The organism is Pseudomonas saliphila, from assembly GCF_008638345.1.
GTDB lineage: Bacteria > Pseudomonadota > Gammaproteobacteria > Pseudomonadales > Pseudomonadaceae > Halopseudomonas > Halopseudomonas saliphila.
The window spans coordinates 45,692-67,877 of the sequence record NZ_VTVA01000019.1; the positions used below are offsets into that span (position 1 = coordinate 45,692).

The window sequence follows — 22,186 nt, forward strand, 5'->3', positions numbered from 1 at the left end:
CGGGAATCATCCCGGCGCCATTAACGTGTCAGTTGCGCCAGACGCTCGCGCTGGGCAGCAAAGGCACGATCAACCTCTTTGGTCTCTTCGCGCTTGAGTTCAATCAAGCGCTGTAGACGGGCCGACTCTTCATCCAGGTCTGCCAACTGGTCAAGAACCTGTGGCTCCACCTGGCGACCCGCGCGCTCCTGACCCGCCGCCCGGCGTTGCAGCTCTTCGCGTTGCGTCTGCACGACGTCGATTTCACTTTCAGCGGTGGCGATCTGATTATCGATCTGGGCAATCTGGCGGGCGTGCGCGCGATCCAGATCCTTGACGTTGCTATATAGTCGCAACAGCGTGGAATCGGCTACGCGCTGGCGCTCCTGCTCAGTGCGGGCGTGACGCATGGCCTGGAGTTCAGTCTGGGTAGGTGACGCAGGAATGATCTCGCGGACGCGGCCCTGAGCATCCAGCACCTCGTAGCCGTTGGTGATGTACTCAGGGGGCACCCGGCTGTCGAGTACGGTGATACCCCGATCATCCATATAACGATACAGCTCTGCCTGCACGATGCTCGGCGTCACAGACACCGCACCCAAGCCTATCCACAAACATATCCGTCGCATCACCGCCACTCCGTCCCTGAGCCCGGTTCCGGCTCAAATGCCTTGCTGAATGCCGTACTTCGCCCGGTATGCCTCAACCGCAGGCAGGTGGTGGCGAAGCGTCTCGTCTTCCTTCAGAAAACCAAGTACCTGGGTAAGGGACACAATACTCATCACCGGAACGCCAAAATCCCGCTCGACTTCCTGGATGGCAGACAGCTCGCCTTGCCCCCGCTCCTGGCGGTCCAACGCGATCATCACAGCCGCTGGTGTCGCCCCGGCGTCCTTGATTATCTGCATCACTTCCCTGATCGCGGTGCCGGCCGTGATCACATCATCGATGATCAATACCCGACCCTGGAGCGGCGCGCCAACCAGGCTGCCGCCCTCGCCATGATCCTTTGCCTCTTTGCGATTAAAACAGTATGGCAGATTGCGATCAAAACTTTCAGCCAGCGAGACAGCCGTCACCGCCGCCAGCGGAATGCCTTTGTAAGCGGGTCCGAAGATGATATCGACGTCATCCAGGTCACTATGCACGAACGCCTGGGCATAATAGCGCCCGAGCCTGGCCAGCGCAGTGCCATCATTAAATAGTCCAGCATTGAAGAAATAAGGGCTCTTACGGCCGGACTTGAGGGTAAAATCTCCAAACCGCAGCACGTCTCGATCCAGCGCAAAGCGAATGAACTCTCGTTGATATTCGTGCATCTCACCCTCGTCGTTAACAAAAATCCTGCAAGCTCAGTTATCATACACGCACGAATTTGACGGAGCCATGTATGCGAATTATCAGTCTGAATGTGAACGGCGTCGAGGCCGCAGCGGCCAGAGGCTTGTTTGACTGGCTTCGCACACAGGATGCAGATGTTATTTGTCTTCAGGACATTCGCGTCACCGCCCCTGAACTGGAGCAGGATGCCTACTGGCTGGACGGCTATTGGCAGTACTGCTTCGAAGCAGAAGTGCCGAGTCAGGGCGGTGTCGCTATTTATACCAAGACCGCGCCCAAAGCCATCATCATGGGTCTGGGCTTCGAATTGGCGGACCGCTATGGCCGCTTCATTCAGGCTGACTTTGACAAGGTCAGTATCGCTTCCCTGCTGCTGCCATCGGGCCGTAATGGCGACGCCGACCTGAATCAGAAATTCAAGTTCATGAATGACTTCACCGGCTACCTGAACAAGCAGCGGCGCAAGCGGCGCGAGTTCATCTATTGCGGCTCGCTACATACCGCGCACCTTAAGCTGGACGTGAAGAACTGGCGCGACTGTCAGGAACAGCCTGGCTTCATGGCGCCCGAGCGGGCCTGGATGGATGAGATATTCGGTAATCTGGGATACGTCGATGCGCTGCGCGAGGTAACCCGCGAATCAGAACTGTACAGCTGGTGGCCCGACAGCGAACAGGCTCAGGATCTGAACCTCGGCCTGCGCTTCGATTATCAGATCCTCACGCCCGGCCTGCGCCGCTTCGTGAAGAACGCCCAGATCCCGCGCAAAGTGCGTTTCTCCGAGCATGCGCCGGTGATCATCGAATACGACTGGACTCTGTCTATCTGAAACTTGTTGGTAGCTCGCGCTGGACGCTTCAAGCCGTGTTCGACGGCTTGAAGCGTGCTGATTACTTGATCACCCGCCAGCAGAACGGATAGCGATACGCCTGACCTTCATTCGCCTTGATGGCAGCGATGATCATCAACACGACCGCAGCAATGATCACCACCCAGATCAGCAGAAAGCCAATCACCACTACCATCAGCAACACAGACACCAGCCCGGCCAGCGCAACACTGATCTGAAAATTCAGCGCCTCCTTGCCCTGGTCGTCAATGAACGGTGCCTGATCCTTCTTCAACTGCCATACCAGCAGCGGTCCGATCAGACTGCCAAAGGGAATGATGCAACCGAGAAACCCCGCTAAGTGCGCCGCCATGGCCCACTTCCGCGCTTCGGGACTGGGGGTGATTTCGAGGGGGTTTTGCATGTCTTCGTTCATACGGCGACGCTCCTGTCCAATGAGGATGATACCGGCCACTGGAACAGTTCTCTGTCCGGGGCAGCTCAGTAGCGCCACCAGGATGTTCAACAAGTCGTCTGCGCCAGCCTTGCCTCGGCCAGCATAGCATTGAGTCACGGCGGACTGAATGCCTGTTCGGCCTACCGAGACCTGCGCCACAATCTGCCAGCAACAGATCTCCGATAAGCCCTGACAGACACCGCCAGGGCGGAGCCGACCTTAGCTATAAGCGCTTGCGATCAGTCCTGCAATGCAGCCAATTGCATGCTGAACAGCTCATCCACCCCTTTTTTCGCCAGCGCCAGCATGGCGTTGAGATCTTCCGGGCTGAACGGTGCGGCTTCGGCAGTACCCTGCACTTCGATGAATCCGCCCTTGTCCGTCATCACCACGTTCAGGTCGGTGTCGGCCGAGGAATCCTCAAGGTAGTCGAGATCCAGCACCGGCTCACCCTTGTACATCCCCACCGAAATAGCAGCGATCATCTGCACTGTCGGGAGCTTCTTGATCGCACCGCGCTTTTTCATTAACCGCAACGCATCGACCAGCGCTACGCAGGCACCGGTAATCGAAGCCGTTCGCGTACCACCATCGGCCTGGATCACATCACAATCGAAGTAAATGGTGTTCTCGCCGAGGCTGTGCAGATCGACCGCTGCACGCAGCGACCGGCCGATCAGCCGCTGAATTTCCAGCGTTCGCCCGCCCTGCTTGCCCTTGCTGGCTTCACGCTGCATCCGCTCGCCCGTGGCGCGCGGCAGCATGCCGTACTCGGCGGTAATCCAACCCTGTCCCGAGCCGCGCAGGAATCGCGGCACGCCGGACTCGACACTGGCCGTACAGATCACCTTGGTGTCGCCGAACTCCACCAGTACCGAGCCCTCGGCGTGTTTGGTGTATTGGCGGGTCAGGGTTACCTGACGCATCTGATCGGCTTCACGGCTGCTGGGTCGTTTCATGGTTCGAATCCTTGTACAGCATTAAATGTGCGATGGATTATACGGACCGGGAGGTTGGCATGACAGCGCCGGTACTCCCGCTGCGGACCAGGGGTTACAATCGAGGAGATTTCACAGCAACTCAACGGACTAAAGAGGCCAACGATGGTGTACAGCATGACTGCTTTCTCACGCTGCGAGCTCAACAGCGAGCAGGGCAATCTGTCCTGGGAAATGCGCTCGGTAAATCATCGCTACCTGGAAATCAGTTTGCGTCTGCCTGAGTCGTTTCGCGAACTGGAAGGCCCTCTGCGCGAGCGGCTGCGCAAATCCCTCGCCCGCGGCAAAGTCGAATGCACGCTGCGCTTTCACCCTGTCGCGGATGGCAACCGGGGACTGACGCTCAATCAGCCGCTGATTGAGCAACTGATTGAAGCGACCCGCCAGATAAGCCGCAAACTGGACGACCCGGCCCCGGTCAATCCGCTGGAAGTGCTGGCCTGGCCCGGCGTAATGGGAAGCGCCGAACATGATCAGGCGGCACTGTCAAAGCAGGCTCGCGAGCTATTCGACCAGGCACTCGCCGAGCTGCGCGCACAACGGGCCCGCGAGGGTGCGGAACTGAAAATCATGCTTGAAGCACGCCTGACTGCAATCACTGAACGCATTGTGGTACTGCGCGAAATGATGCCCGAGATGCTGACCGCGCACCGCCAGAAGCTGGTCGACCGCTTCGCCGAAGCCAGTCTGGACCTGGACAACACCCGCGTTGAACAGGAGCTGGTGCTGTTAGCGCAAAAAATAGATGTGGCCGAAGAGCTCGACCGCCTCGACACCCACGTCAACGAAACCCGCCGCGTGCTCTCAGGTAATGCTGCCATGGGCCGTCGGCTGGACTTTCTGATGCAGGAATTCAACCGCGAAGCCAACACTCTCGGCTCCAAGGCCATCGACAGCCGCAGCACCCAGGCCGCGGTGGATCTGAAGGTATATATCGAGCAGATGCGCGAGCAGGTGCAGAATATCGAATAACGCCGAGGCAGCGTTATGTGATTGCGCCAGCTGACTTGAGTCGCTCGATCCAGACTGTGGGCAAATCTTCGCCTGCCTCACGGCGGCTCGAGCAGGCTGTCAGATCCGCTGCTCACTCCATCGAACAGCAGACCAACCGGTCTGCGCCGCCCTACATGCGCTAACCATCACTTTGAATGGATCGGGGCCTGAGCCGATTCAGACGCATACTTGATTTAGCGCCAATCAGCCATAGCCACGTCATCTCACGAAAAACATGCCACATGTTCTCGACATGTGTATTCACTTAGTATGAGTTGATACACGTTTTGGACATAGCCTATTACCCGCCAGGGAGGAGTGCATTTGAATCAGTTCTCTGTAGCAAGGCATCTTCTCCTGGCACTTCTTTTATCAGGCTTGTGCATCGGCGCGCTTGCACAGAATCGTCCGGAGGTTCGACTTGAGCGGGTAAGCAAGACGGACATCATTGCCGAGGTGCCGCTCAATGGCACCGTGAATCCCATGCGGTCTTCGGGTTTGTCTACCTCGGTCGCCGGCTTGCTCGATCAGGTTGCTGTAGAACCTGGCACCCGGGTCGCCGCTGGAGACCTGCTGATGAGACTCGACGACGAACTCGCAGCGCTGCAGCTGGAGCAGGCAGAAGCCGCAGCCGACGAAAGCCGGGTTGCGCTGACAGAAGCTCGCCGCCGCGCGGCTGAGGCTCGCTCTGTGGGGGCGGGACGGAACATAGCCGCTACCGAGATCAGCGCCCGGGAAAGCGTTGCAGCCGCTGCAGAAGCGACACTGAAGCGGCTGGAGGCAGAAAGCCGAGCACGCAAGGTGAGCCTTCGGCGGCACACCATTGAGGCTCCCTTCGACGGCGTGGTCAGCCAGCGTCTTCGCGATCTGGGTGAGTGGGTGACGCCCGGCGATGAGCTGCTGCGGCTGGTGGACACCGATAACCTGCGGCTGGATTTCCAGGTACCGCAGGCGCACTACCCCCGGATAAACGAGCGCACCAGCCTGTGGCTAACGCATCTGGGTGAGAGCCGGGAGGTGACCATTGAAACCCTGGTCCCGGTGTCCGACTCCGTTGCCCGCACCTTCCTGCTGCGCGCGGCCGCCCCCTCCGGGGCGAACCTGTTACCGGGGATGGCCGTGCAGGCGACCCTGCGCATGGCTACCGGCAAGCAGGGTCTGACGGTCCCCAGAGATGCCGTTAACCGCTATCCGGAGGGTCGGATCACCGTCTGGATTGCACAGCCGCAGGACGAGCCAGGCCTATTCACCGTGTCCGAGAAACGCATCGAGCTGGGCACGGCCTTCCAGGGCCAGATCGAGGTCACACAGGGGCTGCAGGGTGACGAGCAGATCGTTACCCGCGGCAACGAGTCCCTCAGTCAGAACGTTCAGGTGAGCCTGGCCAAAGAGCAAGGCGAGGACAACTGATGTTTGCCGGCATCATCAGACACGGCACGCTGGTTGCCGTTATCGCCCTCATAATGGCGATCCTGGGCACCGCGGCGGCCCTGCGCATCCCGGTACAGATGATTCCTGACGTTGAGGTGCGCACGGTTACTGTCGAGACCAGCTGGGCCGGAGCGACGCCTCAGGATATCGAAAAGGAAATTCTGATCGAGCAGGAGCGCTTCCTGCGTAACGTGCCGAATCTGAGCCGGATGACCGCTACCGCCTCCAGTGGCTCTTCCGAGATCGAGCTGGAGTTCCCTTTTGGGGTCGACATTACCGAGACCCTGATTCAGATCAACAATGCCCTGAGTCAGGTGCCCAACTACCCCAACAATGTCGACGAACCGCGCATCGTCGCTGCCTCGTTCTCTGCCAATGCCTTCATGTATTTCCGCGTATCCACCCTGGACGGCAACCCGCGAGAGCTGGATATCGAACTGATGCGCGATTTTATTGAAGACAGGGTGCGCCCCCGGATGGAAAGCGTGTCCGGCGTCTCCGAGGTGACCGTCGGCGGGGGTGCTGACCGGCAGATTCAGGTGACCGTCGAGGAAGCTGCACTGGCGCAACGCGGGCTGGGCCTGACCGATGTACGGGACGCGATAACCGCGCGTAACAGCGACACCTCCGGTGGCGAGATCGACGCCGGCAAGCGCCGCTACCTGCTGCGAACCGTGGGTCGCTTTGATGATGTGCAAGCATTGGCGGATCTGGTGATTGCCCGCCGGGGCGACAGCGTGACTCGCCTGGGAGATGTTGCCGAGGTAAGTCAGGGCCGCTCCCGCATCCGGGAACTGTCCATCATCAATGGCCAGCGCGGCATCGGCTTACAGGTTCGGCGTGAAAGCGGCTCCAATGTCATCGATATCAAGCGCGCCATGCTCGACGAGGTCGCGGCCATCAACAGTGAGGTACTCAACCCCGCCGGCATGCGTCTGGAGCTGACCTCGGACGATGCCCGCTACGTCGAGGCGTCAGTGGCCAATGTGTGGACCAACCTGGGTATCGGGGCCATCTTTGCCACCCTGGTGATGTACCTGTTCCTGAGCTCGGTACCCGCGACCTTTGCCGGCGTGGTGGGGATACCCCTGTGCGCCATCGCAGCGTTCATTGGCTTGTTGCTGGCCGGTCGTACGGTAAACGTCATTTCCCTTGCGGGCGTTGCCTTCGCCATTGGCATGACCGTTGATAACAGTATTGTGGTGCTCGAAAACATCGAGCGGCATCGGCGCCTCGGCCTGGATCGACTGCAATCCGCGATCACCGGTGTGACGGAAGTCTGGCCTGCGGTGCTGGCGTCCACCGCCACGACCGTTCTGGTCTTTTTGCCCATCCTGTTTATCAAAGAAGAAGCAGGTCAGCTGTATTCCGATGTAGCTATCGCCATCTCCGCTGCCATCGTGGCCTCGATGCTGGTGGCGGTAACCGTGATCCCCACCTTGTGCGCCCGGCTCGACTTTGGTCGCCCACAGGTTGCCACTGACCAATACGGCAACGAAACCGGCAGTCGCTGGTCCTCGGTCGTCATGTCCGGAGTGAGCTGGTTGGTGGCCAGCCCCCTGCGCCGGATAACAGTAGTTGGCGTCACCGTGGCAGCCAGCTTATGGATCATTCTGGTACTGACACCGCCCGCGGAGTATTTGCCGGAAGGGGAAGAGCCCAAGACGTTCGCCTCCATGACCGCCCCGCCTGGCTACAACCTCACCGAAATGCAGAGCCTCGCCCAGCAGGTGGAAGACCATTTCCTCCCCCACGTGGATGCAGATGGCCAGGCCTATGCAGCCGGGGAAACCCGGGTGCCGCCGCTGGCCTATCTGAATATGCAGGTGACCAACGCGCAGGTACGGGTTATTGCCGAAACACTCAATCCCCGCCATATCACTCCGCTGATGGACGAACTCACCCGGTTTTACCGACAATTTCCCGGAATGCGCGCCTTCGCCACCAAAGGCTCGATTATCTCCAGCAATGACGGCGGCACACGGAGCATCAATCTCGACATCTCCGGTGGGGAACTGGGACCGGTGTATCAGGCCGCCAACGCAGCCTACCAGCGCGCTGGCGAGATCTTCGACAATCCCAGAATCCAGAGCCAGCCGTCCACCCTGAAGCTTGCCCAACCGCTCATTCAGATCCGTCCGCACTGGGACCGTGCCGCGGAGCTTGGCCTGGGTGCAGACACTATTGGCTTCACGGTTGCTGCGGCGACGGAAGGCGCCTATGTGGACGATTTCTTCCTCGATGACGAGAAAATCGACATCTACCTCTACGGCAACCAGGGACGTGATCCACAGCTGGACCAGCTGGCCGATGTGCAGATCTATACCGCCACTGGTCAGGCATTGCCGCTGGCAAGCCTGGCTGACATTGAGGAGACCGTGGACACCAGCACGGTCAGGCGGGTGGATGGTCGGCGCACTGTAACGCTGAACATCATCCCGCCTGCGAACGTACCCCTGGAAGCCGGTGTAGAACGGGTCAGGACGGACTTGTTAGACGCCATGCGCACAAGCGGCGAGCTGCCCGCTTCGGTGAATGTGGACATCTCCGGCGCCAGCGACCAGCTCAACGCCACCCGGGACGCGCTGACCGGCAACTTCCTGATCGCCATTGCCATCGTCTACCTGATGCTGGTGGCCATATTTGCCCACTGGGGTTTCCCGCTGTTGATTCTGACCGCCATCCCGCTGGGGGTAGCCGGTGGCATCGTCGGTCTGGCGTTGATGAATCTTGTCGGGGGGCTCCTGCCCCTGGCGGGCCTTGAGCCGCTGAGGCAGCCCTTCGACATGATCACCATGCTTGGCTTCCTGATTTTAATGGGCACGGTGGTCAACAATCCGATTCTGGTGGTAGACCAGGCGCGACAGAATCTGCAGCAACCAGGCATATCCGTAGTGGAGGCCGTCGTGGCCGCTGTGCAGACACGCCTGCGGCCTATTGCCATGACCACCCTTACGACGCTGTGCGGCCTATCACCCCTGGTGTTTTTGCCAGGTGAGGGTACAGAGCTTTATCGCGGCGTTGGGGCCATTGTGCTGTTCGGGTTGTTCGGCGCGGCGGTAGTGACAGTCACCTTTCTGCCAGCGCTGACCATCCTGGTGCTGGAATGCTCAGCGAAGAAGCGCGGTCATGCATCACAATCTGCAATGTCTGTCGAGTAGCCGGATCGTTCAAGGCGCACACATGCCGGTGTGCCGTATATGACAATCCAGGGCTCTCAGAGGCGTGGTTCCTCCTGCACTGACTTTGCCATTTGCACCACTTCACTCGAAAGCTTACGCAACTGCTCCTTGTCCTCTTCCATATTCATCGCCAGCTCGGCGCGTTTGAGCGCCAGGGTTGAGTATTTCGCGGCGCTGACGGCGAACAATCCGCCGCGCTCGGAGAGGGTTTTCAATGATTTCTGCAGGCGCACCTGTACCTCGATCAGTGCGGCCCCATCGCGCGCAATAGGCGTGAAGATGTCATCAAACAAATCGTCCAGCTGCATCGGCGGCACATGGACCCGCGCATGCGCCATCGTCCCCATGGGCCCGATGGCCGGGTCGTCGTTCCAGTGGGAGAACAGCCTGACCACGCGGCCGAGCACATCTATTGCCGTGCCCGGATCATTGATCCCAGGCGAGAGGGCTCGCGAGGCGATCTCCGCCATCACCACCAGACCAAACCGCGGATCCTGATCGAAGGATCGCTCGGGACCGATGGTAAAGGCTTCGCAGATACTGTCCGGCAGGTCACTCGCCTGGCAGGCGACCCAGGCCATCGGCCCCAGCGGATTCACGAAGGAGCCGGTGGTGCTGACCAGGTACACATGGGCATCATTGTCCTGCGCCCAGGTCGACAGCTCACCGATATCGATATGTCCTATATAGCCGGTAGAGCCCGGATACACCGGCAGGGCTGAACGGGGGATTTCCTTTTCCGGGTCGTAGAGTGCCTGAGCACCGATGCCCGGGTTGTCAATCCGCGTACCCAGCGCCTTGCGAATCACCTCCTCCACCCGGGCGATGGTGTCCGCCATGCGGCCGAAATGGGTCAGATGGTCGATCCAGCGCAACATGGTCGCAGCGATGATGACGATGACCAGCAGCGTGAAGGCGAACAGGATCATCCTGCCTCGTTCCCCGTAGATCTCGGTATGCAGCGCGATAATGCCAACCAGACTGAACAGGAATGAACCCAGGAAGGTGCCCAGCACGTTGTGCGTTGTGGTGTCCTGCATCAGCAACCGGGTGGCGCGGGGCGTGATATTGGAGGTTGCCGTGCCGTAGGCAGATACCATCACGGTGAGTGAGAAGGTGGTGACCGCGAGCATGCTGGAGGCAAGAATATTCAGGATATCGCTGACCGCATCAGCGCCAATGTCGATCGGCGCCTCACCCGGCCAGAACTTGTCCGACATGGTGGCAAGCAGCGCCGAGCCAATGCCCAGCAGCGCGAACAACGAAGCCCGAACCCACAGCATGCGGCCAATCTGACTCAGTACCCATTGCCACTTCGATATCATTCGTACTCTCCGCCAGAAACCGGTCGTTACAGTGCATGTATAACGCCATCTATTGACCAGCGATACGCCAATAGTGTCCCTGAGGGAAGGCTCGACTCGCTAAAGTCCCTGATGAGGTGGCCCCGGCGGCAAGCCGGGACCCGTCTGACTACACCATGCGCTGCAATACGCCGTCGCGCTTGACGAAGTGGTGCAACAGGGCGATACCGATGTGCCCGATCACCATGACCAGCAGGATCCAGGCCAGCGGGGAATGCAGACTGCCCACCGCAGCGGCCCAGGGGATCTCATCGCCTTTGGCTGCCAACTGAACACCGAAAGCCGTCAATCCATAGCCATTGCCCAGCATCACCATAACGCCTGTCAGTGGCATCAACAGCATGGCCGCGTACAACAGAAAGTGTCCGCCCTTGACCAGCATCGCGGTCTTCGGATCCTGCTCAGGCCGGTTGTTGCGCTGCGTTAGCGCCCAGATGATGCGCAGTGCAATCAGCACAAACAACAGAACGCCAATGGAAACATGCCACGGCACCAGCGTCTCGCCAATCCAGTGCTCTCCTTCAGCTATGCGGTCGCCAAGCTTCAACAACTGCCAGCCGATAAGAAACGCCATTAGCCAGTGGAAGCCACGGGTGATTTTGCCGTAGCGTTCTTTGGTGTTGATTGTCATGTACTGCTCCTGCCATCTATTTTCACGATTTGTTATAACAAGATACCTGCTTATTCTGCTCTACATAATGCTTTCAACGATACCGCCTTCCACGCGCAGCGCAGCACCCGTGGTAGCGCTGGCCTGCGGCGAGGCGGCGTAAACGCAGAGGTTGGCCACTTCTTCAGGGCTGGCAAAGCGACGCAACAGCGTGGAGGGTCGATTTTCCTTCAGAAACAGGCTTTCCATCTCCTGCGCCGAGACGCCACGCTCGGCGGCAAGATCGGCCATCATTTTAATCGCGCCTTCAGTTCGGGTTGGCCCGGGCAGGACGGTATTAACGGTTACCCCGGTGCCTGCCAGCACCTTGGCCAGACCGCGCGAAAGCCCCTGTAACGCAGCCTTGCTGACACCGTAATGGACCATCTCGGTGGGAATGTTCAATGCTGACTCGCTGGAAATGAACTGAATGCGACCCCAGCCCTGATCCCGCATGCCCTTGGCGTAATGACGCGCCAGGCGCACGCCGCTGAGCACATTGACCTCGAAGTACTGCTCCCATAGCGCATCATCGATATCAAAAAAGTCCTGCGCACCATAGATACCCAGATTATTGATAAGAATGTCCGCGTCCGGGAAGGCCGCGATCAGTGCCTCGCAGCCCTGGGCGGTGCCTGGATCACACTCCACGCCCGCCGCGTCATTCCGGCCGGTGGTCTCACGCAGATGCGCCAGGGCAGTATCGATCCGCGCTTGCTCGCGGCCAACGATGACGACGCTGGCACCTGCATTGGCCAGGCCTGTGGCAATCGCCAGGCCGATGCCGCCGGTCGAGCCGGTTATCACTGCGGTTTTACCCGAAAGATCAATGATCATTGAAAGCTCCTGTAGCGCCAGCCGGGTTCAACCGAACCGGTACGCTGAAATAGTGGTTTGCATGACTTGTTCTGAATAGATCCGACGACCGACTGATTGCGCCGCTGCACCGGCAGTTACCATTAGCGGGAGCAGGTGCTCTTCGCCGCCCGGCGGATGGCAGAGCCGGGCATTGGGCGCCTGGGTCCAGGCCTCCAGCAGAGAGGCGCGTTCGGCCGGCGGGCTTTCCACCGCTGTACTCAGCCAGTCGTCGAACTCGGCCGATATTGCTGAAAAGCGTGGATCGCCATAACCCGGCATGTTGTGAAAGCTCATACCGCTGCCGATGATTAGCACCCCTTCATCGCGCAATGCTGCCAGTGCCCGGCCGGCTTCCAGATGGGCTGCCGGATCGAGATCACGGCGCAGCGATAGCTGCACGATCGGGATCTCGGCGCGGGGAAACATCAGTTTCAATGGAATGAACACGCCGTGATCAAAACCGCGCTCGCTGTCTATACGCGCCTCGCCGCCATGCTGTTGAAGTAACTGCGCGACCCGTTCGGCCAGTTCGGGATTGCCCGGCGCCGGATAGGTCAATTCATAGGTATGTTGTGGGAAGCCGTGGTAATCGAAGATCAGCGGCGGACGGGCGTGCCCGGTGACGCTGAACTGCGGCTCAAGCCAGTGCGCAGAGACCAGCACAATGGCTGTCGGCCCGGCCGGCAAGGTATCTGCCAGCCCCTTGAGAAACGCCTCCATCCGTACCCAGGTGTTCGCCGGACTCCAATCCATGAAGAAACACGGCCCCGCGCCATGGGGAATAAAGAACACCGGCATCCGCCCGGTCTCAGCAGCGTGGTTATTGTCGTTCATGTCAAAGCCCTCATATAAAGCATGGATAGAGTATGAGGTGCCAACCACAGCTAGAGAACCAGCTAAGATGCGTTAACACCTATTACTGATAGTAGGAAATGAAATGCTGGATCGGATTACCGGGATGCGGGTTTTCGTGCGGGCCGTCAGCGCAGGCAGCCTGTCAGCGGCGGCGCGCCACCTGAGCATGTCGCCCGCCATGGCGACCAAGCATGTTGACGCACTTGAGGCGCGGCTTGGCGTCAAACTCTTCCACCGCAGCACGCGACGGCTCAGCCTCACCGAGGCCGGTAGCACCTATCTGGATGCCTGCCAGCGTATTCTGCCGGACATTGAAGAAGCGGAAGCCGAAGCCGCCTCATTGCGTACCAAGGCAAGTGGTCTGCTGCGACTGAACGTGCCGTTGTCCTTTGGTGCGCGCTTTGTCGCCCCGCTGATTCCCGAATTCAGTCACCGGCATCCGGAAGTAAAAGTGGAGCTGGGCCTCAGCGATGCGCAGCTTGACCTGATTACCGGCGGCTGGGACCTGGCCGTACGGATCGGTCGTCTCACCGACAGCCCACTACAGGCGCGGCAATTGGGCGACAGCGCCATGGTGGTATGCGCTGCGCCAGGCTATCTGGCGCGAAGGGGTGTACCGCGCCGCGTGGCCGAACTGGCCCAGCACAACTGCCTGAGTTATACCCTGTCGGCCATGCAGGACAGCAAAACCTGGGCGTTCGGCAGCAAAGGAGAAATACGCGTGCCCATCAACGGGAACCTGCTAGCCAACAATGGCGATGCGCTGCTGGCAGCCGCCGTCGGCGGACAGGGAATCGTTTACCAGCCGCATTTTATTGTCGGCGCGGCGCTGGATAGCGGCGAGCTGCTCGCACTGGAGCTGGATAAGCCGGTGATTGCGCTGGGTGGGATTCATGTTCTCTATCCACCCGATCGTCGACCGCCAGCCAAGGTCCGGGTAATGATCGACTATCTGGCGGAACAATTCGCCCTCTCATCGCCCTGAATAGCTCTGAATAGCTCTGAATAGCCGCCGCGACCTGACAACGGACATTCGACGCTCCCCGTCGGGTCGGACCGCAGATTTGCAGTTACCGGCATGGCCAGCACCGGAAAACCGTCATGACGGGGCCGGCGAATAAACCTATAATCACAGGCCAATTCGCTCCGCCGTACACGCAGGACACGCACATGACCCCAGCCGCAGGCACCCTTTACATCGTTTCGGCTCCCTCCGGCGCCGGCAAGACCAGCCTGGTAAAATCGCTGATCGATCAGATTGATAACCTGCGGGTGTCCGTCTCCCACACCACGCGTGCGCCGCGATCCGGCGAGATGGACGGCGTGAACTATCATTTCGTGAATCGCGATCAGTTTATCGAACGCGTCGGACAAGCCGATTTTCTCGAGCACGCAGAAGTATTCGGCAATCTGTACGGCACCTCGCAGAGCACCGTCGAGAACACCCTGGCGGCCGGTTTTGATCTGATTCTGGAGATCGATTGGCAAGGCGCACAACAGGTGCGCTGCAAGCTGCCCCAGGCACGCTCTATTTTTATCCTGCCTCCCTCGCTCAAGGATCTGCGCGAGCGTCTGAACAACCGTCAGCAGGATGACGAGAAGGTGATCGACCTGCGCATGCAGCAGGCCGTTGACGAGATGAGCCATTACCCGGAATATGACTATATTGTCATCAATGACCGCTTCCAGGATGCGCTGGAAGATCTAAGGGCAATCCTGCGTGCTGGCCGTTTGAGTCAGACCTGTCAGCAGACTCGGCATTCGGGTCTGATCGCTGCGCTCTTGTCAGAGGCACAGACAGTTAAGTAGACTGTCAGGTCCCGCGTCCCTACCCGGCACGCGTCCGTTTCTTTTTCAGCTGCTCCGGAGTACACATGGCCCGCGTTACCGTCGAAGACTGCCTTGAAAATGTAGAGAACCGTTTTGAACTGGTCATGCTGGCTACCAAGCGCTCGCGTCAGATCGCCACGGGCGGCAAGGAACCCAAGGTTCCGCTGGAAAACGACAAGCCGACGGTGCTCGCACTGCGTGAAATCGCTGAAGGCCTGGTCACCTACGAAATCCTTGCTCAGGAAGCCATCCAGGACCAGCAGGAACCGTTGTACTCGCTGGAATCTGATCTGGCGGAGTAACGCCCTTGCGAAGGACATGCATTTCTGACGTTCGCGCCCGCTCGGCCGGGTGTAGGAGTTATACATGTCCAGTATAGAAGCCTTTGCCGAAACACTCGGTAGTTATCTTGAGCCGGAGCAGGTCAACCTGGTCCGGCGCGCCTACTTCTATGCGGAGCAGGCGCATGACGGTCAGACCCGCCGTAGCGGTGAGCCTTATGTCACCCATCCGTTAGCCGTAGCCAATATTCTCGCTGGCATGCACATGGACCACCAGAGTCTCATGGCGGCCATGCTGCACGATGTTATCGAAGACACCGGGATCCCCAAGGATGCGCTGATCAACCAATTCGGCGAGACGGTGGCTGAACTGGTCGACGGCGTCAGCAAGCTGACCCAGATGACCTTCGAGACCAAGGCCGAAGCTCAGGCAGAAAACTTTCAGAAAATGGCGCTGGCAATGGCGCGCGATATTCGCGTGATCCTGGTCAAGCTCGCCGACCGGCTGCACAACATGCGCACCCTGGGTGCCCTGTCCGCGGAGAAGCGCCGACGGATCGCCAAGGAGACTCTGGAGATCTACGCGCCAATAGCCAATCGCCTGGGCATGCACAGCCTCAGCACCGAATTTGAGGACCTGGGATTCAAGGCGATGTATCCGCTGCGCTCCCGGATGATTGACCGCGCTGTGCGCAGCGCCCGAGGACACCGCAAGGAGCTGCTGGGCAAGATCCTCGGTACCCTGGAGGACTGCCTCGAACGCGAAGGCTTGCCGGGTAAGGTCATGGGCCGCGAAAAGCACCTCTACGGTATCTATCAGAAGATGCGCGGCAAGCGTAAAGCCTTCACCGAGATCATGGACGTCTACGCGTTCCGCATCATCGTCGACAAGCCAGACACCTGCTACCGCGTACTGGGCGCAGTGCACAGCCTCTACAAGCCATTCCCAGGTCGCTTCAAGGATTACATTGCGATCCCCAAGTCCAATGGCTACCAGTCCCTGCACACCACTCTATTCGGCCTGCATGGCGTTCCGATTGAAATCCAGATCCGCACCGAGGAGATGGAAGAGCTCGCCAACAACGGCATCGCCGCCCATTGGGCCTACAAGTCCAATGATGAGGTGGTCAACGGTAACCACGCGCGGACACGCAAATGGCTCAAGGGCGTGCTGGAACTGCAACAACGCGCGGGCAATTCGCTGGAATTCATCGAGAACGTCAAGATCGATCTGTTCCCCGACGAGGTGTACATCTTTACGCCCAAGGGCCGGATCATGGAGCTGCCCAAAGGCGCGACGCCGGTTGATTTTGCCTACGCGGTGCATACCGATGTCGGCAACAGCTGTATTGCCTGCCGCGTCAATCGCCGGCTGGCGCCGTTGTCCGAGCCGCTTCAGAGTGGCCAGACGGTAGAAATCATCACCGCGGCGGGCGCTCGTCCAAATCCCGCCTGGCTGAGCTTCGTGATTACCGGCAAGGCGCGCGGCAACATCCGCCACTTCCTCAAGCACCAACGGCATTCCGAATCCATTGTGCTCGGCGAGCGCCTGCTCGATAAGGTGCTGGCCAGTTTCAACACCCGGCTTGAAGACATCTCTGGCGCCAGGATTGCGCAGGTACTGCAGGATTCCCGCGTGCCGTCCATGGACGACCTGCTGGCTGACATCGGTCTGGGCAACCGGATGGCCTATGTGGTCGCCCGTAGACTGCTCGCCAGCGAAGCGGCTCCCAGTGCTGAGCAAGCGGCAGCCGAGGCGCAGGAAGCATCGAAAATCAGCGAGCTGCCGTTGGCCATACGCGGCACTGAAGGCCTGGTGGTAAGCTTTGCGCGCTGCTGCAACCCGATCCCCGGCGATCCGATAGTCGGATTTCTGTCCTCGGGAAAAGGTATGGTGATTCATCAGGCCAACTGCCGGAATCTGGCAGATAACCGCCATAACGAAGAGAAGATCCTGCATCTCACCTGGGACAAAGACGTCACCGGCGAATTTACCGTGGAGCTGCGCGTCGAGCTGGAACACCAACGCGGCATCATCGCCCAGCTCGCCACCGGCATTGCCATGGCCGACGCCAGTATCGACAAGATCAGCGTTGACGAGCGCGACGGGCGTACCAGCGTAGTCCAGTTGGTCATCCGCGTCCGCGATCGCCTGCATTTATCTCAACTCATCAAGCGCATTCGCGCACAAAGCGGCGTGCTGCGCATGACCCGAATGAAAAACTGAATTGCGGAGCACTTATGAACAAGCAAGTCATTACCAGTGAAAATGCCCCTGCGGCTATTGGCCCTTATTCCCAGGCTATCAAGGTGGGCAACACTGTCTACCTGTCCGGCCAGATCCCACTTGATCCGGCTACCATGGAAGTCGTCGAGGGCATGGAGCAGCAAATTTGCCAGGTCTTCGACAACCTGACTGCCGTGGCTGAAGCCTCGGGCGGCAAGCTGCAGGACATCGTCAAACTGAATATTTTCCTGACCGACCTGAGCCACTTCGGGCTGGTCAACGAGATCATGTCCCGTTACTTTCAGCAGCCCTACCCCGCGCGCGCAGCGATCGGCGTTGCCGCGCTGCCCAAGGGCGTGCCGGTGGAGATGGACGGCATCATGGTAGTTGGCTGACCGCTCAGTTTAATCGGTCATGCTGAAACAAGAGAGGCGCCTTCGGGCGCCTCTTTCGTTGCTGCAGACGGGGTTAATCGTCCAGGCTTTTTTCCAGCGTGATCTCGGCGTTCAATAGCTTGGAAACCGGGCAACCAGCCTTGGCTTTCTCGGCAATCTCTTCGAACTGCTCCGGCTCAATGCCGGGTATACGCGCCTGAAGATCGAGATGAACGGCGGTGATGGCGTAACCCTCGTCCAGCTTGTCCAGGGTTACCGACGCCTGGGTGGCAATTTTCTCGGCGGTGAACCCCGCTTCGCCCAGCAGCATGGAAAACGCCATGGAGAAACAACCTGCGTGGGCAGCGCCTATCAACTCCTCGGGGTTGGTACCCGGGCCATCTTCAAACCGGGTATTAAACCCGTAGGGACTGTATTCCAGGGCACCGCTTTCGGTGGATAGCGTGCCCTTGCCTTCCTTGAGACTACCTTCCCAATGCGCTGTTGCGGTCTTGTTCATAGTCGACTCCTCATAGGTTGCGTGGCAAATAACGCCAGACCCTGATGAGACAACTCAATTCCCGGATAGCTCAATGCCGGATCTGTTACGCGTCCAGCATCGTCGCATAGCCCTCACGATAACTCGGATACTGCGGCTCCCAGCCGCTGTCACGCGCCAGCTCATTACTGCAGCGCTTGCTACCGGTCCGCCCGCTGGTCGGTCCTTCTTCGAGCAGCTTCACACCCAGTTGCTCAGCCAGCCAGCTAGCGACCTCGTGCATCGGTGCCGGCTCGTCGTCCACGCCCAGATAACAGGGTGCCAGCAGCTCATCCTGTGCGGCCTGCTCCAGCAAATGCTCGAGCAGGGCGGCGGCATCGTCACGGTGAATACGGTTGGTGTACTGCGGCGGCTCCGCCGGCACACACAACCCCGCCCGCACCTGTTCAATCAATCGGGTGCGACCTGGGCCATAGATGCCTGCCAGACGCACCACGGCAGCGGGAATTCCGCCGCGCAGGGCCACATCCTCGGCTTCGATGAGAATCCGCGCGGTGGGCGAATCGGCCAGCGCCGGACTGTTTTCGGTCACCCACTCGCCAGCCGACTGCCCATATACGGCGGTGCTGGACACCTGCAGCAGGAACTTGGGCTTGCTGCGGCCTGCGCGGGACCAGCTCAGGACGTGCTCCAGACCTTCGACGTAGAGCTTGCGGTACAGCTCCGGGTCACGCTTGCCAGCAGCCGGGCAATACACCAGATAGTCGATCTTGTCGGGCCAGCCCTCTGGCTTGTCAGGCATGGTGAGATCGGCTGCAATCGGCTGGATGGTGTCGGGCAGACTGGACGTATTGCGCCGCAGCCCGAACACCTTCCAGCCACGGGCGAGCAATCGCTCAGCCAGGGCTGTGCCCACATCACCGCAACCCGCTATAACCACCTGTTTCATTCTGATTGTTTTCCTCTATCGATCAACCCGTTATGCTGGGCCGGTCTACCTATTGAGCCCCAGTATACCGCCATGACCCTCACCGAGCTGCGCTACATCGTGACCCTTGCCCAGGAACAGCATTTCGGCCACGCGGCCGAACGCTGCCATGTTTCGCAACCTACGCTGAGTGTAGGCGTGAAGAAGCTCGAAGAGGAGCTTGGCGTCATGATTTTCGAGCGCAGCAAGAGCGCCGTGCGGGTCACGCCGATCGGCGAGCGCATCGTCTCCCAGGCGCAGAAGGTGCTGGAAGAAGCGCTGACTATTCGCGAGCTCGCCAGTGCCGGCAAAAACCAGACCTCGACCCCGTTGAAAGTCGGTGCGATCTACACCATCGGGCCGTATCTGTTTCCGCATCTGGTCCCGCAGCTGCATCGCGTAGCGCCGGAAATGCCGCTGTATATCGAAGAGAATTTCACACACGTTCTCCGCGACAAGTTGCGCAACGGCGAACTGGACGCGATCATCGTCGCTCTGCCCTTCAGTGAGCCGGACATACTGACCCGCCCCCTGTACGACGAGCCCTTCAGCCTGCTGGTACCCGCTTCGCATCCCTGGGCCAAGCGCGACAAGGTCGATTTGCAGGAACTGGACGATGACAAGCTGTTGTTGCTGGGCGAAGGTCACTGCTTCCGCGACCAGGTGCTGGAGGCCTGCCCGACCATCCGCAAGGGTGAAGAGCAGCATCGCCACACCACGGTGGAATCCAGTTCACTGGAGACTATCCGGCACATGGTCGCCTCGGGCATTGGCATGACGGTGTTGCCAATGTCGGCGGCGGATGACCGCTACTACAGCTCGGATCTGCTGGTGACCAAGGCCTTCACCCCACCGGCGCCCTATCGCACGGTCGCGGTTGCCTGGCGCGCCAGCTTCCCGCGGCCCAAGGCGGTGGAACTGCTGAGCGACTCGATCCGCCTGTGCTCGGTCAGAACCCCGACCAAGGCCGCCGAGTAAACGATGCACTCTGCGCCGGAACGTACCTCACTGACGGTTCTCAAGGGGATCGGGCCGGCGGTCGCCGAGAAGCTCGAACGACTCGGCCTGAAAAGCGTTCAGGACATACTTTTTCATCTTCCGCTGCGCTATCAGGACCGCACCCGCATTACCCCGATCGGTGCGCTTCATCCCGGTGTCGACGCGGTCATAGAAGGCGTGGTGGCCGGTGCGGATGTTGTCATGGGCCGGCGCAAGAGCCTGCTGGTCAGATTGCAGGATGGCAGTGGCACCATCAGTCTGCGCTTCTATTATTTTTCCGGCGCCCTGAAAAGCAACCTGCAACGCGGCAGCCACTGGCGCTGCTACGGCGAAGTGCGCCCCGGTGCATCAGGACTGGAAATCTACCACCCGGAAATGTCCAGCCTCGACAGCGCCCAACCTGCGGCCGTCGAGCAAACACTGACGCCTATCTATCCGGCCACTGAAGGCTTATCCCAGCAGCGGTTACGCAATCTCAGTGAGGCCGCCTTGCAGTGGCTGGATCAGGGCAACAGCCTGGCTGATCTGTTACCCCCCGCGTTCAGCCAGCAGTACCGGCTCGCACCGCTACGCGAAGCGATTCATATGCTGCACCGTCCGCCGCCGGATACCGATCTGGAAGCGCTCGAGGAAGGCCGACACTGGGCTCAACACCGTCTGGCGTTTGAAGAGCTGATGGCGCATCAATTGGTGATGCTGCGCCTGCGCGCCGAGATTCGCTCCCGCGCGGCACCGGTGATGAACGCCAGCGGCGCACTGGCGCGCGACTACCTGCGGCAACTTGGCTTTGCGTTGACTGGCGCGCAGCAGCGGGTCGCCGGCGAAGTGGTTGCTGACCTGCAGCAGCCACGGCCGATGCTGCGCCTGGTGCAAGGTGATGTGGGTGCTGGCAAGACGGTGGTCGCCGCTCTGGCTGCACTGCACGCACTGGAGTCCGGTTGGCAGGTCGCGCTTATGGCGCCAACGGAAATTCTGGCCGAGCAGCACTTCATCAATTTTCAGCGTTGGTTCACGCCGCTGGGCATCTCCGTAGCCTGGATGGCCGGCAAGCTCAAGGGCAAGGCGCGGGCCAATCAGCTCCAGCTGATCGCGACCGGTGATGCCGCCATGGTGGTGGGCACCCATGCCCTGTTCCAGCCCGAAGTGCAGTTCAACAACCTGGGATTGGCGATCATTGATGAGCAGCACCGGTTTGGCGTGCAGCAACGCCTGGCCCTGCGCGACAAGGGTGCCGCGGGACGCTTCTCCCCGCATCAGCTGATCATGACAGCCACACCCATTCCCCGCACGCTGGCCATGAGCGCCTACGCCGACCTCGATACCTCGGTGCTCGACGAGCTGCCGCCGGGGCGAACCCCGATCAACACGGTGTTGGTGTCTGATAGCCGCCGCGAAGAAGTGGTCGAGCGCGTGCGCGCCGGCTGCGCCCAGGGTCGCCAGGCCTATTGGGTATGCACACTGATTGAAGAGTCCGAGCAGTTACAGGCGCAGGCCGCCGAAGTGACCTGGGCCGAGCTTTGCGAAAGCCTGCCAGAGCTGTCGATTGGCTTGATCCATGGCCGCATGAAAGCCGCCGAAAAGGCCGAGATCATGGCCGCGTTCAAGGGCGGCGATCTGCATCTGCTGGTGGCCACTACCGTGATCGAGGTCGGGGTAGACGTACCCAATGCCAGCCTGATGATCATTGAAAACCCCGAACGCCTGGGGCTAGCACAGCTGCATCAGTTGCGCGGACGCGTCGGTCGCGGCAGTACCGCGAGCCATTGCGTCTTGCTCTACCACCCACCGTTATCCGCGCTGGGTCGCGAACGGCTGGGCATCATGCGTGAAAGCTCAGATGGGTTCGTCATTGCCGAAAAAGATCTAGAGCTGCGCGGTCCCGGCGAAGTGCTGGGCACCCGGCAAACCGGCCTGGTGCAGTTTCGTGTCGCCGATCTGGTACGTGACGCGGACCTGTTGCCGCAGGTGCAGCTCGCCGCCCAGAATCTGGCCCATCAGCATCCCGAGCTGATCCAACCTCTGGTTGATCGCTGGCTCGCTCACGGGCAACAGTTCGCTCAGGTCTAACCGCTA

Annotated in this window: 21 protein-coding genes; 11 read left to right on the forward strand and 10 right to left on the reverse strand. The window is 60.0% G+C overall.

Going from position 1 to position 22,186, the window contains the following annotated elements; all coding sequences use genetic code 11:
* Positions 1–20: 20 nt before the first annotated feature.
* Both FHK95_RS17130 and pyrE read right to left on the reverse strand, forming a co-directional pair.
* On the reverse strand, positions 21–608 hold the full coding sequence (locus FHK95_RS17130) for a DUF4124 domain-containing protein (protein ID WP_150305862.1): 588 nt from the start codon (positions 606–608) through the stop codon (positions 21–23).
* Positions 609–641: 33 nt separating this feature from the next.
* Entirely contained in the window at positions 642–1,298 is a 657-nt protein-coding gene (pyrE, locus tag FHK95_RS17135) for an orotate phosphoribosyltransferase (protein ID WP_150305863.1), read from the reverse strand.
* A gap of 71 nt (positions 1,299–1,369) precedes the next feature.
* Between pyrE and FHK95_RS17140 the strand changes: the two genes are divergently transcribed.
* Positions 1,370–2,149, forward strand: coding sequence for an exodeoxyribonuclease III (locus FHK95_RS17140; protein WP_150305864.1), 780 nt, complete (start codon positions 1,370–1,372; stop codon positions 2,147–2,149).
* Positions 2,150–2,210: 61 nt separating this feature from the next.
* Here FHK95_RS17140 and FHK95_RS17145 read toward each other — a convergent pair whose 3' ends face one another.
* Together FHK95_RS17145 and rph are read right to left on the reverse strand one after the other, a co-directional pair.
* Entirely contained in the window at positions 2,211–2,585 is a 375-nt protein-coding gene (locus tag FHK95_RS17145) for a DUF4870 domain-containing protein (RefSeq protein ID WP_150305865.1), read from the reverse strand.
* 260 nt (positions 2,586–2,845) lie between these two features.
* Positions 2,846–3,565, reverse strand: coding sequence for a ribonuclease PH (gene rph, locus FHK95_RS17150; protein ID WP_150305866.1), 720 nt, complete (start codon positions 3,563–3,565; stop codon positions 2,846–2,848).
* Between the two features lie 144 nt (positions 3,566–3,709).
* On the opposite strand from rph, the gene FHK95_RS17155 reads away from it, so the two are divergent.
* The 3 genes from FHK95_RS17155 (at position 3,710) to FHK95_RS17165 (ending at position 9,189) form a co-directional block, all read left to right on the forward strand.
* A complete protein-coding gene (locus FHK95_RS17155; RefSeq protein ID WP_150305867.1) occupies positions 3,710–4,576 on the forward strand; it encodes a YicC/YloC family endoribonuclease in 867 nt (288 codons plus the stop codon).
* A 345-nt stretch (positions 4,577–4,921) separates the two neighbouring features.
* The gene (locus FHK95_RS17160; RefSeq protein WP_150305868.1) at positions 4,922–6,007 is read left to right on the forward strand and encodes an efflux RND transporter periplasmic adaptor subunit; all 1,086 of its coding nucleotides are present in this window, start codon (positions 4,922–4,924) and stop codon (positions 6,005–6,007) included.
* Positions 6,007–9,189, forward strand: coding sequence for an efflux RND transporter permease subunit (locus FHK95_RS17165; RefSeq protein ID WP_150305869.1), 3,183 nt, complete (start codon positions 6,007–6,009; stop codon positions 9,187–9,189). Before FHK95_RS17160 ends, FHK95_RS17165 begins: the two co-directional genes overlap by 1 nt.
* A gap of 56 nt (positions 9,190–9,245) precedes the next feature.
* On the opposite strand, the gene FHK95_RS17170 is transcribed toward FHK95_RS17165, so the two are convergent.
* The 4 genes from FHK95_RS17170 to FHK95_RS17185 form a co-directional block, all read right to left on the reverse strand.
* On the reverse strand, positions 9,246–10,535 hold the full coding sequence (locus FHK95_RS17170; protein ID WP_178114832.1) for a DUF2254 domain-containing protein: 1,290 nt from the start codon (positions 10,533–10,535) through the stop codon (positions 9,246–9,248).
* A gap of 148 nt (positions 10,536–10,683) precedes the next feature.
* A complete protein-coding gene (locus FHK95_RS17175; protein WP_150305870.1) occupies positions 10,684–11,205 on the reverse strand; it encodes a cytochrome b in 522 nt (173 codons plus the stop codon).
* A gap of 60 nt (positions 11,206–11,265) precedes the next feature.
* On the reverse strand, positions 11,266–12,060 hold the full coding sequence (locus FHK95_RS17180) for an SDR family NAD(P)-dependent oxidoreductase (protein ID WP_150305871.1): 795 nt from the start codon (positions 12,058–12,060) through the stop codon (positions 11,266–11,268).
* A 27-nt stretch (positions 12,061–12,087) separates the two neighbouring features.
* The gene (locus tag FHK95_RS17185) at positions 12,088–12,915 is read right to left on the reverse strand and encodes a DODA-type extradiol aromatic ring-opening family dioxygenase (protein ID WP_206668611.1); all 828 of its coding nucleotides are present in this window, start codon (positions 12,913–12,915) and stop codon (positions 12,088–12,090) included.
* Positions 12,916–13,018: 103 nt separating this feature from the next.
* On the opposite strand from FHK95_RS17185, the gene FHK95_RS17190 reads away from it, so the two are divergent.
* From FHK95_RS17190 to FHK95_RS17210, 5 genes are all read left to right on the forward strand, one after another.
* Positions 13,019–13,921, forward strand: a complete 903-nt coding sequence (locus tag FHK95_RS17190) for a LysR family transcriptional regulator (protein WP_150305872.1) — start codon at positions 13,019–13,021, stop codon at positions 13,919–13,921.
* 185 nt (positions 13,922–14,106) lie between these two features.
* Positions 14,107–14,745 carry a guanylate kinase gene (gene gmk, locus FHK95_RS17195; protein WP_150305873.1) on the forward strand — a complete coding sequence of 213 codons (639 nt, stop codon included), beginning with the start codon at positions 14,107–14,109 and terminating at the stop codon, positions 14,743–14,745.
* Positions 14,746–14,810: 65 nt separating this feature from the next.
* On the forward strand, positions 14,811–15,068 hold the full coding sequence (rpoZ, locus tag FHK95_RS17200; RefSeq protein WP_150299801.1) for a DNA-directed RNA polymerase subunit omega: 258 nt from the start codon (positions 14,811–14,813) through the stop codon (positions 15,066–15,068).
* Positions 15,069–15,132: 64 nt separating this feature from the next.
* A complete protein-coding gene (spoT, locus tag FHK95_RS17205; RefSeq protein ID WP_150305874.1) occupies positions 15,133–17,274 on the forward strand; it encodes a bifunctional GTP diphosphokinase/guanosine-3',5'-bis pyrophosphate 3'-pyrophosphohydrolase in 2,142 nt (713 codons plus the stop codon).
* Positions 17,275–17,288: 14 nt separating this feature from the next.
* Positions 17,289–17,669: a RidA family protein gene (locus FHK95_RS17210; protein ID WP_150305875.1), complete on the forward strand. Its 381-nt coding sequence runs from the start codon at positions 17,289–17,291 to the stop codon at positions 17,667–17,669.
* 73 nt (positions 17,670–17,742) lie between these two features.
* Here the strand turns inward: FHK95_RS17210 and FHK95_RS17215 are convergent, their stop codons facing one another.
* A complete protein-coding gene (locus FHK95_RS17215; protein ID WP_150305876.1) occupies positions 17,743–18,168 on the reverse strand; it encodes an OsmC family protein in 426 nt (141 codons plus the stop codon).
* A gap of 85 nt (positions 18,169–18,253) precedes the next feature.
* Complete coding sequence (locus FHK95_RS17220) at positions 18,254–19,096, reverse strand: SDR family oxidoreductase (protein WP_150305877.1); 843 nt, start codon at positions 19,094–19,096, stop codon at positions 18,254–18,256.
* A gap of 72 nt (positions 19,097–19,168) precedes the next feature.
* Between FHK95_RS17220 and FHK95_RS17225 the strand changes: the two genes are divergently transcribed.
* The gene (locus FHK95_RS17225; protein WP_150305878.1) at positions 19,169–20,092 is read left to right on the forward strand and encodes a hydrogen peroxide-inducible genes activator; all 924 of its coding nucleotides are present in this window, start codon (positions 19,169–19,171) and stop codon (positions 20,090–20,092) included.
* 3 nt (positions 20,093–20,095) lie between these two features.
* Positions 20,096–22,180, forward strand: a complete 2,085-nt coding sequence (gene recG, locus FHK95_RS17230) for an ATP-dependent DNA helicase RecG (protein ID WP_150305879.1) — start codon at positions 20,096–20,098, stop codon at positions 22,178–22,180.
* Positions 22,181–22,186 lie beyond the last annotated feature (6 nt).

Bases quoted from the DNA above. Each gene is read 5' to 3' on its own strand.
- pyrE (WP_150305863.1), bottom strand. From the start codon at position 1,298: ATGCACGAATATCAACGAGAGTTCATTCGCTTTGCGCTGGATCGAGAC.
- spoT (WP_150305874.1), top strand. From the start codon at position 15,133: ATGTCCAGTATAGAAGCCTTTGCCGAAACACTCGGTAGTTATCTTGAG.
- FHK95_RS17165 (WP_150305869.1), top strand. From the start codon at position 6,007: ATGTTTGCCGGCATCATCAGACACGGCACGCTGGTTGCCGTTATCGCC.
- FHK95_RS17215 (WP_150305876.1), bottom strand. From the start codon at position 18,168: ATGAACAAGACCGCAACAGCGCATTGGGAAGGTAGTCTCAAGGAAGGC.
- FHK95_RS17155 (WP_150305867.1), top strand. From the start codon at position 3,710: ATGGTGTACAGCATGACTGCTTTCTCACGCTGCGAGCTCAACAGCGAG.
- gmk (WP_150305873.1), top strand. From the start codon at position 14,107: ATGACCCCAGCCGCAGGCACCCTTTACATCGTTTCGGCTCCCTCCGGC.
- FHK95_RS17185 (WP_206668611.1), bottom strand. From the start codon at position 12,915: ATGAACGACAATAACCACGCTGCTGAGACCGGGCGGATGCCGGTGTTC.
- FHK95_RS17190 (WP_150305872.1), top strand. From the start codon at position 13,019: ATGCTGGATCGGATTACCGGGATGCGGGTTTTCGTGCGGGCCGTCAGC.
- FHK95_RS17225 (WP_150305878.1), top strand. From the start codon at position 19,169: ATGACCCTCACCGAGCTGCGCTACATCGTGACCCTTGCCCAGGAACAG.
- FHK95_RS17145 (WP_150305865.1), bottom strand. From the start codon at position 2,585: ATGAACGAAGACATGCAAAACCCCCTCGAAATCACCCCCAGTCCCGAA.
- FHK95_RS17220 (WP_150305877.1), bottom strand. From the start codon at position 19,096: ATGAAACAGGTGGTTATAGCGGGTTGCGGTGATGTGGGCACAGCCCTG.
- rph (WP_150305866.1), bottom strand. From the start codon at position 3,565: ATGAAACGACCCAGCAGCCGTGAAGCCGATCAGATGCGTCAGGTAACC.
- rpoZ (WP_150299801.1), top strand. From the start codon at position 14,811: ATGGCCCGCGTTACCGTCGAAGACTGCCTTGAAAATGTAGAGAACCGT.
- FHK95_RS17175 (WP_150305870.1), bottom strand. From the start codon at position 11,205: ATGACAATCAACACCAAAGAACGCTACGGCAAAATCACCCGTGGCTTC.
- FHK95_RS17170 (WP_178114832.1), bottom strand. From the start codon at position 10,535: ATGATATCGAAGTGGCAATGGGTACTGAGTCAGATTGGCCGCATGCTG.
- FHK95_RS17130 (WP_150305862.1), bottom strand. From the start codon at position 608: ATGCGACGGATATGTTTGTGGATAGGCTTGGGTGCGGTGTCTGTGACG.
- FHK95_RS17140 (WP_150305864.1), top strand. From the start codon at position 1,370: ATGCGAATTATCAGTCTGAATGTGAACGGCGTCGAGGCCGCAGCGGCC.
- recG (WP_150305879.1), top strand. From the start codon at position 20,096: ATGCACTCTGCGCCGGAACGTACCTCACTGACGGTTCTCAAGGGGATC.
- FHK95_RS17210 (WP_150305875.1), top strand. From the start codon at position 17,289: ATGAACAAGCAAGTCATTACCAGTGAAAATGCCCCTGCGGCTATTGGC.
- FHK95_RS17180 (WP_150305871.1), bottom strand. From the start codon at position 12,060: ATGATCATTGATCTTTCGGGTAAAACCGCAGTGATAACCGGCTCGACC.